This window comes from Cytobacillus oceanisediminis, assembly GCF_003182355.1.
Classification (GTDB): Bacteria; Bacillota; Bacilli; order Bacillales; family Cytobacillaceae; genus Cytobacillus; species Cytobacillus oceanisediminis_A.
On record NZ_QGTW01000005.1, the window covers coordinates 84,147 to 97,188 of the forward strand.

The 13,042-nt window shown below is 43.5% G+C and carries 11 protein-coding genes; 2 read left to right on the plus strand and 9 right to left on the minus strand.

Annotation, left to right across the window (positions count from 1 at the left end; genetic code table 11):
• Positions 1–43: 43 nt before the first annotated feature.
• Positions 44–907: an AraC family transcriptional regulator gene (locus DFO73_RS11250; RefSeq protein ID WP_110064889.1), complete on the minus strand. Its 864-nt coding sequence runs from the start codon at positions 905–907 to the stop codon at positions 44–46.
• Positions 908–1,354: 447 nt separating this feature from the next.
• Positions 1,355–3,460, minus strand: coding sequence for a catalase (locus DFO73_RS11255; RefSeq protein WP_110064890.1), 2,106 nt, complete (start codon positions 3,458–3,460; stop codon positions 1,355–1,357).
• Between the two features lie 646 nt (positions 3,461–4,106).
• Between DFO73_RS11255 and DFO73_RS11260 the strand changes: the two genes are divergently transcribed.
• Positions 4,107–5,366, plus strand: a complete 1,260-nt coding sequence (locus DFO73_RS11260; protein WP_110064891.1) for a sensor histidine kinase — start codon at positions 4,107–4,109, stop codon at positions 5,364–5,366.
• Positions 5,367–5,614: 248 nt separating this feature from the next.
• Here the strand turns inward: DFO73_RS11260 and DFO73_RS28620 are convergent, their stop codons facing one another.
• The 5 genes from DFO73_RS28620 to DFO73_RS11285 all read right to left on the minus strand — a co-directional run bounded on the left by DFO73_RS28620 (position 5,615) and on the right by DFO73_RS11285 (position 8,692).
• Positions 5,615–5,764 carry a hypothetical protein gene (locus DFO73_RS28620; RefSeq protein ID WP_181395982.1) on the minus strand — a complete coding sequence of 50 codons (150 nt, stop codon included), beginning with the start codon at positions 5,762–5,764 and terminating at the stop codon, positions 5,615–5,617.
• Positions 5,764–6,354 (minus strand): histidine phosphatase family protein, encoded by a 591-nt coding sequence (locus tag DFO73_RS11265; protein WP_110064892.1) that lies wholly within the window; start codon positions 6,352–6,354, stop codon positions 5,764–5,766. The genes DFO73_RS28620 and DFO73_RS11265 overlap by 1 nt, the downstream gene beginning before the upstream one ends.
• Positions 6,355–6,542: 188 nt before the next feature.
• Positions 6,543–7,088, minus strand: coding sequence for a DinB family protein (locus tag DFO73_RS11270; RefSeq protein ID WP_110064893.1), 546 nt, complete (start codon positions 7,086–7,088; stop codon positions 6,543–6,545).
• A gap of 277 nt (positions 7,089–7,365) precedes the next feature.
• Positions 7,366–8,190, minus strand: coding sequence for a hypothetical protein (locus DFO73_RS11280; protein WP_110064895.1), 825 nt, complete (start codon positions 8,188–8,190; stop codon positions 7,366–7,368).
• 109 nt (positions 8,191–8,299) lie between these two features.
• Positions 8,300–8,692, minus strand: coding sequence for a GNAT family N-acetyltransferase (locus tag DFO73_RS11285; protein ID WP_110064896.1), 393 nt, complete (start codon positions 8,690–8,692; stop codon positions 8,300–8,302).
• A 355-nt stretch (positions 8,693–9,047) separates the two neighbouring features.
• Here DFO73_RS11285 and DFO73_RS11290 point away from each other — a divergent pair, with 355 nt between their 5' ends.
• The gene (locus DFO73_RS11290) at positions 9,048–10,727 is read left to right on the plus strand and encodes a hypothetical protein (protein WP_110064897.1); all 1,680 of its coding nucleotides are present in this window, start codon (positions 9,048–9,050) and stop codon (positions 10,725–10,727) included.
• A gap of 83 nt (positions 10,728–10,810) precedes the next feature.
• On the opposite strand, the gene DFO73_RS11295 is transcribed toward DFO73_RS11290, so the two are convergent.
• Together DFO73_RS11295 and DFO73_RS11300 are read right to left on the minus strand one after the other, a co-directional pair.
• Positions 10,811–11,656: an STAS domain-containing protein gene (locus DFO73_RS11295; protein ID WP_110064898.1), complete on the minus strand. Its 846-nt coding sequence runs from the start codon at positions 11,654–11,656 to the stop codon at positions 10,811–10,813.
• A gap of 80 nt (positions 11,657–11,736) precedes the next feature.
• A complete protein-coding gene (locus tag DFO73_RS11300) occupies positions 11,737–13,011 on the minus strand; it encodes an MFS transporter (RefSeq protein ID WP_375137322.1) in 1,275 nt (424 codons plus the stop codon).
• Positions 13,012–13,042: the final 31 nt, after the last annotated feature.

A 13,042-nucleotide genomic window follows, 5' to 3' on the forward strand; every position in this document is an offset into this window, starting at 1 on the left:
ATAGAAAAAGATTGCTTTTCCAGCAATCTTTTAAAGACAGGTTCTATTTTACCGGAATCCAAATCTCTGAATAGTAGTCCGGACTAGCTGGATTTCCAGCAGAATAAACTTCCAGTTCAGGTGCCGCAGCATGTTCATAGCCGCTGGATGGAAACCATTCCGAGAAGATTTTTTTCCAGGCATTCTGAATGGAATGCGGCATGGCTCCATGCACTTCAAATACAGCCCACTTCGCTGCAGGGATTTCCAGAGTTTCAAGTCCATCAGGCTTATCGCCTTTATAACTGGCTGCAATCCAATAGTCCATGCTGTCAGGCTTTGTACTTCGTTTATCCACACACACGCCGAGAACTCCTTTAACTTCGCCATTGTTCAGCTGGAACAGCCTGTCACCAGTTCCGTCACTGTTCACTTCATCCCACATTTTAGGAATGCCGGCCAGATTCTCTTCATTGCATAAAGAAAACTCCCTTTTGACTCCCGCTACTTTAAAGGCTTCTTTTTCCACGATTGAATATTGCATTGGTTCTGCTCCTTTCAGACTTACCTGAATCACCAGGCGGTTATATGATTTGAGCTTTCCGGAAAAATTCCTTGCTTCTGTCGGCGTTATGCCATGCTGCCTGCGGAAAGCTTTCGTAAAAGCTTCGGGAGTGTCATATCCAAATTTATAGGCAAGATCAATGATTTTGCACCCGGTACGAGTCAGCTCCTGCGCAGCGATTGTCAATCTTCTGCCTCTGATATATTCTCCAACTGGCATATCCGTAAGAATGGCAAAGGTGCGCTGAAAATGAAAAGCAGAAGAATTCGCTTCTTCGGCAGCCCTCTGGATGGAGAGGTCCTCATCCAGCAAATGCTCCTCAATATAATCAATGGCCTTTTGCAGCGATTCAATCCAAGACATTCCAGATCACTCCCTTGATTACATCCTAACGATTTCATGATTTGGCTTCCTGTCATTTTGTGCTTTGTTGTGGCAGGTTAATCCTTTGAAATTCTTATTTTTGATGGAAAATACCTGCTGAAGTTAACAGATTATCGAAAAAAATTAAAATGTTGAGCTTGTACAGCAGCTCTATAGCTATTTACCGGCCACTTTTGGTAAAATAGCGGCCAAAATTGTATATTTACCGGCCGCTTATAGCTAAATACCGGCCGAACTGCATGATTTACCGGCCAACTGCTATTAAGCAAGTTTCAGATCCATTGCAGCGGTCTGTAAATTATTCTTTATCGGTCACTTCCTATTCTTTCAAGGGCCCTAGTTTGGCAATGCCTTATTCCCATTAAATAAAGCGCAAAAAAGCCAGCAGCTCTTGTACAAGAGTTCAGCTGGCTTTAGTTCAAATTTTTATATTACTCGTTCCCAGTGGCGATGCTTGGCGATGGCGTTGATCAGGTTCTGGCTAAAGGAGCTGTAGTCATTTTCACTTCTGCTTGCCACGATTCCCATTTCAGAGAAAGTTTTCGATTGAGCGCCTTTTTCTCCCAATGTTTTCATCGCATCTGCAGACAGCAGTTCCACTCCTTCTCCGCCAACCGCGATGGTTTTAAAATGCTTGAACGCTTCGCTGACAAATTCCTTACCTTGCGGCACCATTTTTAGTGCCTCTACACTCTCTTTCCCGCCTGGTACATAGACTGCGTCATACATAACTGAATGGCTGGTAAGGAACGTTTTCATTGCTTCCAGTTCTCCGCCGTTTCCTTTGATCATACCCAGGTTTTTACTGACAATTTCAGGTGTAATGCCTGCTGCCTTCAAATCTTCCATCACTTTGTTGACTTCAGAATAGTTAAAGCCGTTATCAGCGAGGATTGCAACTTTTCTCGTCTTAGGTGATTTGTTTGTATTCATTTGGCTTAATGCAGGTGACGATAGTGTCACTTGGGATTCGTTAGCAGCATCCGGCACTTTTGCGCCAACCCCAAGGGCAATTTGCTCAGCAAGGAAAGCATCTACATTGCTGAACATATCGACAACCTGCTGCTGGACATCTTTGTTTTGCACCTTGCCAACTTCAAAGCGGAATGCCTCTATCATATGCTGCTTTTCCACTTCGGACATACTGTTCCAGAACATTTTTGCCTGGCTGTAATGGTCCTTGAAGCTGTCGCTGCGCTGGCGCACCTTGCGTCCCTCAACCTTTTCCTGGTAATGGACATAGCCGCCTTCTTCTTCAGCAGCAGGGCTTGGATCATTATTCTGAAGAGAGTTTTTATGATAGGCAACAGGGCCAGTATTGATCGTCATACGATTATAGCCATCATACTGATTATTATGGAACGGACATACCGGGCGATTGATCGGCAGCTCATGGAAGTTTGGCCCCCCAAGGCGGATCAGCTGGGTATCCGTATATGAAAATAAGCGTCCTTGAAGCAGCGGGTCATTCGAAAAATCAATGCCCGGCACGACATGGCCTGGATGGAAAGCTGCTTGCTCCGTCTCGGCAAACACATTATCCTGGTTTCGGTTCAGTGTCATTTTTCCAATAATCTTGACCGGAACCATTTCCTCCGGCCAAAGCTTTGTCGGGTCAAGAATATCAAAGTCAAAAGAGAATTCATCATCCTCATCAATCATCTGAACGCCAAGCTCAAACTCCGGATAATCGCCCATTTCAATAGCTTCCCATAGATCGCGGCGGTGAAAGTCCGGATCCTTTCCGGCAAGCTTCTGCGCTTCATCAAAGACAAGAGAATGGGTACCAAGAACCGGCTTCCAATGGAATTTTACAAAACGGGCTTTGCCCTGCTCATTCACAAAACGGAAAGTATGGACACCAAACCCTTCCATCATTCGAAAGCTGCGTGGAATGGCACGGTCAGACATCGTCCACATAATCATATGGGCTGTTTCCGTATTGTTGGCAGCAAAATCCCAGAACGTATCATGGGCGGTTGAAGCCTGAGGCATTTCATTATGCGGCTCTGGCTTAAACGAGTGAACAAGATCAGGAAACTTTATGGCATCCTGTATGAAAAAGACCGGGATATTATTGCCGACAAGGTCATAGTTGCCTTCTTCCGTGTAAAACTTCGTTGCAAAGCCGCGGGCATCACGGACAGAATCGGCAGAACCGCGGGAGCCGGCAACAGTTGAAAACCTTACAAAAACCGGGGTTTTAACTGAAGGATCCTGCAGAAACTTCGCTCGTGTATACTCTGCCATTGATTCATAGACCTGGAAATAACCATGGGCACCAAATCCTCGAGCATGAACAACTCGCTCCGGAATGCGCTCATGGTCGAAGTGCGTCATCTTTTCCCGGAAATGAAAATCCTCCATTAAGGTTGGGCCGCGGGAACCTGCTTTTAAAGAATGCTCATCCTCCGAAACCTTCACTCCCTGATTCGTTGTAAGCTTTTTGCCGGAATTGTCCATACGAAACTCATCAAGCTGCCTGTCCTTACTGTGCTCATTGACACCTTTGTTTTGATGATCTTGTTTCAAGTGTTCATTCCTCCCTTAATTAAACGGAGCAGCTGCTCCCGTTTCCCATGTTTACTATGTACCCACTTATTGAAGTACCCCAGGACTTGCCAGTTAAACTGATATTATGAAAAATATTACTTTTTGACCAGTTAGGAAGTAAAAAACAGTCTGCGGAAGACTGCTTTCTCGGGATACGGAGCTCGCGCAGTAACCTTGCCTGCAGGCTGGTCAGCTTCGCGCAACAGCTGGATGAGGGTTCTTTTCGGATAGGAAAGAGTTTAATGCGGGAATACTGATTCCGCAAAGCCCAGTAAAAATCCAAACAGGCATTTTTTCAAGCAAAAAACCCACTATAATAAAGCCTAATGGAGTCAAAGCACTTTCCCCAGTATTTGCTGCAGTCATACACTCCGCTGGAAATAACCTTTTCCGTACCTCCCCAATGGATAGTGAAGAATTCTTTCCGTATATTGATTGGGATAACATTTGTATGAATAATTTTTATTTTTTTCCCAGAAAGATTATTCTGCAAGCATAACATTCCCATTCTTTTGATATTTTCTGACAATTTTCATGAAAATGTGCTAAATTTGCAAATCAGTTATTGTCAATAATAGTAAAACAATATAGAATTTTCATATAACGTCTTATGGCAGGTGAAACGGTGGAAATTACGAAGCATTTTTTCTTTAATTTATCGCTCTTAATTATCATCTTATTTTTTGCACTAGTATGGGCGGAAAAAAACTCTAAATTCCGTTTTTCAAAAGGCTGCTCCCTTTTTTGGTTATTATTTATGATGTGGATTTGTTTTCAGTTTTCTTTTCAGCCAAGTCCCCATTATTTCTTTGATTTAAGATTGATTATCGTGATTATTGGCGGCTTATATGTGGGGGTCGGCCCGGCACTGGCCTTATCCGTCATTATCATGAGAGGTTTCTACGGAATAGAGCCTGGTTTTTATTCTAATCTCCTTTTATATTTGCCTCTGGGAATCATCCTTTGGAAGCTCTATCCATGGTTTTGGAAGCAGGTTCCAAAAAAACGCATTCGGGTTTCGGTTACCATGGCCATGATTATAAGCGTCCTTACCGTCATTACAATGGAAATATCCATACCGCCCGAAAACCGTTTTGACGCCTGGTTTGCCTATCTGGTGATCCCTCCAATGGGAGTTGGCATGATTTCATATGTTATTGAATTCGCCAAGAGAAATTTGGATATCCGTGAAAATCTGGTCCGGACGGAAAAGCTTGAGGCTGTGGAGCAAATGGGCGCAGCAATCTCACATGAAATCAGGAATCCTTTAACAGCGGCTATCGGATTTGTACAATTACTGCAGGAACAAAAACTTCCGCCCCGCAAACGTATGGAATACCTTACGATTGTGAAGGCAGAGCTTGAATCGGCCGAGCAGGTCATCCAAAACTATTTGACCTTTTCCAAGCCCGCTTTAGATAAGATAGAAGAAATAAATGTCAAGAAAGAACTTATCCAAGTTATTAATATATTAAGGCCCACCGCCAATCAGAATTCAGTAGAGATTAATTCTAATTTCGCTCTTCTGGGTTCCATTAAAGGGGATCGCCAGAAATTTCACCAATGTTTCTTAAACGTAATAAAAAATGCTATCGAAGCGATGCCGCGCGGCGGACAATTATACATAGAAACGCAATATAGCAGCACCCACATTACAATCGAAATAAAGGACACAGGTGTTGGAATGACGCCCGATCAGCTCCAGCGCCTTGGTGAACCCTATTATTCAACAAAGGGATCAAAAGGAACAGGGCTTGGTATGATGGTAGTCTTCAGCATTGTCAGAGCAATGGAAGGCAGCGTCCGGGTAAAAAGTGAAATGGGGATAGGAACTGTTTTCCGGTTTTCTTTTCCCGCTTATAAACCGGATTTAAAAAAAGAATGATGTTAAACAACAACAGCAGGGAAAACCCTGCTGTTGTTGTTTACTCCCTGTTCCTCAATGAAATTCCTTCGAAAAGCAAGCCTCCGTTTAGACCTTGCCTTTTCAGCAAGTTTGATCACCTTTTTTTGCTGCCCTCTCTATAAAAAATTAAAAAGCATCAAAAAAATTTTCAGCAAATGCCGGGTTATATTGCCTTAGTGCCGCTGTCCATTTGGATGAGCCAACCCAATGACCGTTCGTACAAGTACTTATTCACTTAGCAGTTCTGCCATTGTATTCGCAATGAAGATTTCCTCTTCCCAACTGCAGCTGCCTGCCAGCACAGCAGCCTGGCAGGCAGGGAAATGTTCCTTGATAAATTGCAGTGCAGCCTCAATGGACTCCGGCTTTTTCATCATTATTTCAATTGCTTCTTCAAAAGGTGATTCGTGCAGTTATACAGCTCACAGTCCCACTGGCTTTCTTTCATAAAAAGCTTCGTAATAGAGGTGTTCTTCAGTTGGTCCGGCATGTCTATGTGCGGAACCAATTCCTTTAGAAGATGTCGGATAAAGGATCCGTGGCTTACAACAAGTACATTTTCACCAGGATGCTTAGCTGCAATTTCCTGAATGAATGCCATCCCTCTAGTGATGACACTTTCACCCGGCTCGAACCCAAGATCCAATTCACGCCAGCGGCTGCCCCATTTTTCTATACGCTCAGCTTCCGTAGTGCCTTCAATTAGCCCACCGCCAACTTCTCTGATTCTTGGATCAAGCCGGAGGGGAATATGGCTGACTTTCTCCTTAATGGCTTCAGCTGTTTGCTGTGCCCTTAATAGGTTGCTGGAGTAAATCACATCCCAGTTTTCTGCGCTAAGCCGTTCAGCCAAAAGGCCTGCTTCAGCCAATCCTTCTTCATGCAAGGGGATATCTGAACTTCCCTGTGCCCTGCCCTCTTTATTCCAGGCTGTAATCCCATGCCTGACCAAACCGATTTTTGTCATATGTACACGTCCTTTCAAATTTACCTCATTGATATTCTATTAAAATAAGAGTTTTCCTTCTAAAAAAAGGGCTGCGAATTTGAATTATGCAAACGTCCCCGCCCAAAAAAGAGCAACTCCCATTGGACTCCTTCCTTTTTTAAAATATGCAAAAAGAGCAGTACTCAAAAACCGTACCGCTCTTTTCGTTACTTTATCATTTTTTCCGGGAATGAATCTGAACTCATATACCTGTCTTTAATCAAATTGCGGTGATGGAGCTCATGCCCCGCAATGATATAAGCGATTGCCCGGGCCGTAACTTCGGTTCCGTTCGCATTTCCACGCTGCAGGAGGGTTTCATTATCAAGGCTTTTCAAAAGAGTGACTGTGTTTTGACGGACAATGGCCAGCTGTTCCAAAAGCTCTTGGATCGAGAACCGATTGAAGTTGCCTTTTTTCACATATACATTGTCATCGTACCCTGGCAGCATCACTTTTTCCCCTCTGCTGATGCAAAGCAGGCGGTAACCCATTATGCGTTCGGTATCGGTGATATGGCCGATCACCTCTTTGATGGTCCACTTTTCCGGAGCATACCGGAAGTGGGTCTGTTCATTGCTCAGATCTTTTAATAGATTAGCAGTTTCCTTTACTTGCTGTTCAAGTATCTGCAGCAACTCCCCATCAGGTACTGAATTTACATATCCCTTATAATATGGTGCATATTCGTTTAGGTCTGGTTTTGCCAGCACAGCTTCCACCCCTTTTCTTTTACCTAATTTTACTAAAGAAGAGCCTATTTAGCCATCTTTCAATTAAAAATTCTCATGAATTACCGGTGCGTTATTTCTTTTTGATGATTGGCAGCCCGAGGCATGCAGTCTGATTGGTTATATAAAAAGATTCCAACAATTATGGTCAGGATGGAATATCGTTTGGCTTTATTTTTATATAAGATTTCATGGAATTTTTTCATAATCGCTCTGTCCTTTTGGATATGCCTTTGTTTTAACATAATCCCCATACTTGTTATGTCTGAAAAAGTTTCCCCCTAATTGCCTTTACATATCTTTCTGCAGAACGCTGGACGGCCAGGTCTGCCTCTTTTTCTATTATTCTATGAAATGCGTTGTACATCCGGTCAAAGGATAGCATCTTTACTTTGCCGGCCATTCTTTCAACCGTTTCTGCCGGAAGCGGAATGAGGTTCGGATAACTGTACATAAAGCTGGCCCATTGACGGTCAGCAACGATCTGGATGATATCGCCTGTCAGCAAAACACCTTTTCCACTATTCCCCTTTTGCCAATGCAGGACAGCGCCGCCTTTAAAATGGCCGCCGAGGCGATGGATTTCCAGTCCATCATGAAGCTTCATTGTTTCTCCGCTCCAAAAAACAATATGCTCGCTGTCTCTCATCACCCATTGCCTATCATCTTCATGAATGTAAATGGGAACATTAAACGTTTCTGCCCATTCAACCTGGGATGAGTAATAATGGGGATGGGAAAGGGCAATAGCATCGATTCCCCCAAGTTCCTTTATCTGTTGAATTGTTTCCGCATCAAGGTAGGAAATGCAATCCCACATTATATTAAAGCCTATATTTTGAACCAGGTAAGCCGTCTGGCCGATCGCAAACTCCGGAACCGTTTTTATACTGTATAGGTTTGTTTCTTCCTGGGATATTTCATTTTTATAAAAATGGCTTTCCTTCATGTCATTCAAGGTCGTCCACTCCTGGCCGTTCTGTCCTACATATTGCCGTTCTTCCTGGCAAATCGGGCAGCTGTCAGGGTGATGATCGGATGGCGGAAATTGTGTTCCGCAGGTTTTGCATATATATTTTTCCATAAAGGTTTTCCCCCATTTCATTAGCTGGTTACAATAACCATTCTATAGATGAATGCTTTTGGCTAAATCGCCGGATTGGCTGAAACTGGCTACACCTTTAGTCTTAGTTTTAAGATTTAAACTTTAATCCCAATGTAAATACTCCAAATCCCAGCTGTTCATAATAAGGTGCTTTCTCTTCCTCAGCCAGCAGCTGAAGATGCAGATGTGCCTGAGTACAGCGCTTCGCCAGTCTGCCCACCATTTCCTTTCCGATTCCTTTGCTGCGATACGCAGGTTCTACGATTACTCCGCAAAGATAAGCATTGATGATGCCATCAGAAATAATGCGCCCAGTGCCAATCAGGCGCTCTCCATCATATGCGCTAATCACTAGCCAGCTCTGCTCCATCGCTTTATACAGCGTTTCTTTCGGCAGTTTTAAAAAGTCATTCCAGCCGTCATTTCCATACAAGCGATATAATTGCTCCATATCCGGGACTGCTTCTTCATACCTGATCACATGCATTCTCCTTTAAAATAGATTGGTAAACCTATTCGATTTAAGTCAATGAAATCCCTTTTCTGAGAGAGTTGATGATAGATTCCGGAAAGTTTAAAAAAGGCTGGTTAATGATGATATATATTTAAAAAGCCGTGATATGACTAATCTGGCAGGATAAATGGAGTAAAATGGGCATATGTTCAATTTTTTAAAGCAATGTTTTCACAGCAAATAAATTCAACCTTATTTAACTTGGCCATAAAATTTGTGAATCCAGCTTTTATTTAGTGGATTTACAGATCGATTCTTCTTACGAAACTTTTTTTGCATTCATTCGTAGATAAGCATATTGAACTTATTAGGAGAGATAACGATGGGAAATATGTTTATTTATTCGCTTTTAGCCGGCCTTGCTATTTCAGTCCTGCTAATTCCTTTTAGCCATACAGTAAAGTCTGAAAAGGAAGGCAAAAAGATGGGGGCGGGCCTAATGGCCGGGACAATAACCATAACCGTGCTGCTTGTTTTTGCCTTTTATTATTTAAGCAATCTTGATCGGAACTTGACCAGCTTATGGCCGATAGCGATTATCGCTTCTCTTGGCGGAGCCGTTCTTGCAGCCGGGAAGGAAAGAATGATTAAAGCAGTCCTGTTTCTAGGGAGCCTTATTGTCGGCATATTCTTTTTAACTTCTTTTCTTTTTAATGCTGATGAAAAATATGAGAGTGCCGAAATGAAGGAAAAAACGGAAATTGAGACTTTTGACGAAACGGAAACGCTTGCGAGTGTTCCGCCTCAATTTGCCCGCAATAAGATGAAAAAGGCTTTTGGGCAGGTTCCAAATACAAGCTATTATGAACTTGGCAGCCTGCAGATCCAGAAAGTCAATGGAGAGTATGTCTACATTGCGCCGGTTGAGTTTTCAGGTTTCTTCAAGTGGTGGAATGGAAACAAAACGCCTGGTTATTTTACAATTAGTGCGACTGATTCCTCTGCCAATCCAAAATTTATTAAATCCGATATGATTTACACGCCATCATCTTATTTTAATAAGAATATTGAGCGCCATATTCGCATGCAATTTCCGCAGCAGGTCTTTTATGGGGATGTCCAATTAGAGGTCGATGATAAAGGAAAGCCTTATTATATCCGTTCTTTCGGCGAGTTTATTTCTGCCCGGAATGGTTTTGATGTTCAAGGAATGGTTATGGTGGATCCGATGAATGGGAAGACGAAAGCCTACAAGCTAGCTGATGTGCCAGCCTTTATTGATGGCGCCGTTTCCCCGGAGGCTGTCAGCCTGCAAAACAGCTATTATGGCAATTATATACACGGATTCTGGAACAGCAAGTTTGGCAAGACTGATGTGAGGCTACCTTCAGATGAAGGGACGGAAGCAAATGTTAGCCCGATTTTTGATGAAAATGGCGACATGTACTATTTTACGGATTTTACAAGCCCGAAAGAAGGCGTTGATTCCATGCTAGGGTACTCACTGACTAATTCAAGGACGGGTGAGGCTACCTTCTTTACCGGCAATCTTGAAGAGTCCTATATGGATTCACAGGGAGCCCTGCAAATCATCGAGAAGAAGTTTATTGAAAAGAAATGGAGCGGCGAAATGCCTGTTCTTTATAACTTCTACGGAGAAGCAAGCTGGCTGACACCTGTACTCGATGCAAACGGGTTTCTTCAAAATTACTTTATTGTATCTGCAGCCAATCCGGAAATCTCCGCATATGGCTCGACGCCGAATGATGCCTTGAGGCTTTATAAGACTGCGCTTCAAAGAGGTGGAGGCACAGTGGATGGAAGCTCAAAAGCAGAGGAAAAACAGACAAGCGGAACGGTGTTGCGTGTGTACAAGGAAAAGTCCGGTGATTTTACAGTTGTCTCGTTTTTACTCAACAACCGCCAAAGCTACGTTGTTTCATCTGAAACCGTACCAATGGCCATTTATTTGCAGGAGGACGATCAGGTGAATGTGAACTATCTGGATACAGGTGAGGCATTCCTTCCTGTGAAGGAAATGGCTATTAAAGGGTTGGAATAAGAAAAGTGCGGGTTCCCTCGTTTACCGATAAGGTGCCATCACTGAAAAAAACACGATGAAGGCGGCCTTCATCGTGTTTTTTATTAGTTTGGTATAAGGTTGGCCGATTTGATTGCACTGGAAAGCGTGGATCTGATGCTAATGTGGTCAAATGATAGTCCTAGCTGGACAGCGGTCTGGGCGATTTCCGGCCTTAGTCCGGAGATGGTTGTTTTCACTCCAATCAGGCTTAGCGCTTCAATCAATTGGAACAGCTGATGGGCAACCATCGTATCGATCATGACCACTCCGGATAAATCGAGGAACAGCTGATTTACCCCCAACTTATTGCACTGCTGAAGCGTATTTTCAAGCATGCTTTTAGCCCGGGCCGTATCGATATCACCAACAAGCGGCAATAGCGCAATGTCTTTAGTTAAAGAGATGACGGGGGAGCTTAGCTCACGAATTAAATCCTGCTGGGCCTCCAGCCTTTTTTGGGAGTGGTTATTATACTCTTCCGTGAACCAGGTAACCACTTCACTAAAGCACTTCAGCATGATTCGGCGCCAGGAATCTATTTGGCGGATATCATACTGGCCTTTATTGGCTTCAGCAAATTCATCTAATAAGTTCAAATACTGCTCCTGAGTATTAAAAAATTCACGGAGGATCATTTGCAATGGCGTACGAAGATGTCCTTCATCCTGCGCCACTTTTACAATCCATTTTTCGAACTCACTGAAGAATGATTCTTCATCTTTACTAAAGACTTCACAAAACTGCTGATGAAATTCATAGTTTTGCTTTTTGACACTTTCAATAATGGCCGGATCATCCGAGGAATAGATTCCGGCACTCTTGCTTTTATCGAGATTTTCATACCATTCTTCTGTCAATTGCCGCGTTTTTTCGAGCAAAAATTGATATAAATCCTTATTACGATGCATCCCCGACTCCCCTTACCGTTCAATTTAGTCTATTAATATTTTAACTTATGAGGAAAAAAGTGTCGATTATAAACCATTCATTAACTATTCCTTACAACGACTTGGCTACCCGTATGTTGATAGTTCACACCTGTTTTAGGCAGCATCATGCTTAAGGCGGAAGCGCCAACAAGCAGAATGATGGATGCAATAAAGGACATATCATAGCTTCCTGTCAGATCAAATAAAACACCCGGTACGAAGGAACCCAGCGCAGATCCGAGCTGGTGGCTGAGATAAATCCAGCCGATCACTGCACCGACTGACAGTTGTTTGAAGTATTCAGTTGCCAGCTTCATGGTTGGAGCGACGGTTGCAAAATTCACGACACCAAAGCTGATCGCAAATAGGATCAGAAGATGCGATTGAGAGATGAAAAAACCAAACAAGGAAGCATCATTGACAATGATTAATAAAAGAATAATGGTCAAGGCTCTTACCCCGTATAGAAAAGCCAATATTATTCTGCAATTCCACCGATCTGCCAGGAAACCGGAAACGACGGTTCCTAAAATGTTAAAGCCAGCCAGCAAACTGACGGCGGCTCCTGTAATGCCAGGCGTAAACCCGCAATACTGGGCAAAAGGAATAAGATGTGTATCCATCAGGCCTGTTGTCGTGACACCGCAGACGAAAAACGGGAGCATAAGAAACAGGAATTCCCTGCGCCGCAAAAGCTGGTAGATGGATAAAGTTCCTTTTGGTGCTTCCTTTGTCCCGCTCTGGCTAGTTTCAGCCTCTTCTTTTGCGCCATAGGCTTTTATATGAATGTCGGATGGGCTGGAACGGATAAACAGAAGAAGCAGCGGAAACACGATCAAGATCAGAAAGCAGCCTAATACGATGACTGTCATTTTCCAGCCGAGCTGGTCAATGAGAAACAGTGAAAGCGGGACAAGGACGAGCTGCCCGGCTGCTGTTCCAGCCGACATTAGCCCCATCGCCATGCCCTTTTTATGAGCAAACCAGGTTGCGACAGCGATCGTTCCCGCCACATTGGAGGCACCCCCAAAGCCGACTGAAGCAATCACACCATAAATGATCATCAGCTGGACTGGATCAGTTGTGAAAAAGGTGAGTATCGTGGAAAAGCCGATCAGCAAAATGCTGAAGGAAAGGATGTAGCGGATCCCGTACTTGTCTATCAGCCTGCCAACATAAGGCTGTGAAATGGCGAAAACAATATAGCTGATAAACGCCACCAGTGAAATGACGCTGCGATTCGTGGAAAATTCACTCTCCCACGGCGTCATAAACGCCCCAAACGACAGCCTCACCCCTTGTGCGGCCAGCAAAGCAACAAATGTCAAAACCAAAATCACCCACGCATAATGAACCCTAAAACGC

Bases quoted from the DNA above. Each gene is read 5' to 3' on its own strand.
- DFO73_RS11250 (WP_110064889.1), bottom strand. From the start codon at position 907: ATGTCTTGGATTGAATCGCTGCAAAAGGCCATTGATTATATTGAGGAG.
- DFO73_RS28620 (WP_181395982.1), bottom strand. From the start codon at position 5,764: ATGATGAAAAAGCCGGAGTCCATTGAGGCTGCACTGCAATTTATCAAG.
- DFO73_RS11265 (WP_110064892.1), bottom strand. From the start codon at position 6,354: ATGACAAAAATCGGTTTGGTCAGGCATGGGATTACAGCCTGGAATAAA.
- DFO73_RS11280 (WP_110064895.1), bottom strand. From the start codon at position 8,190: ATGGAAAAATATATATGCAAAACCTGCGGAACACAATTTCCGCCATCC.
- DFO73_RS11290 (WP_110064897.1), top strand. From the start codon at position 9,048: ATGGGAAATATGTTTATTTATTCGCTTTTAGCCGGCCTTGCTATTTCA.
- DFO73_RS11295 (WP_110064898.1), bottom strand. From the start codon at position 11,656: ATGCATCGTAATAAGGATTTATATCAATTTTTGCTCGAAAAAACGCGG.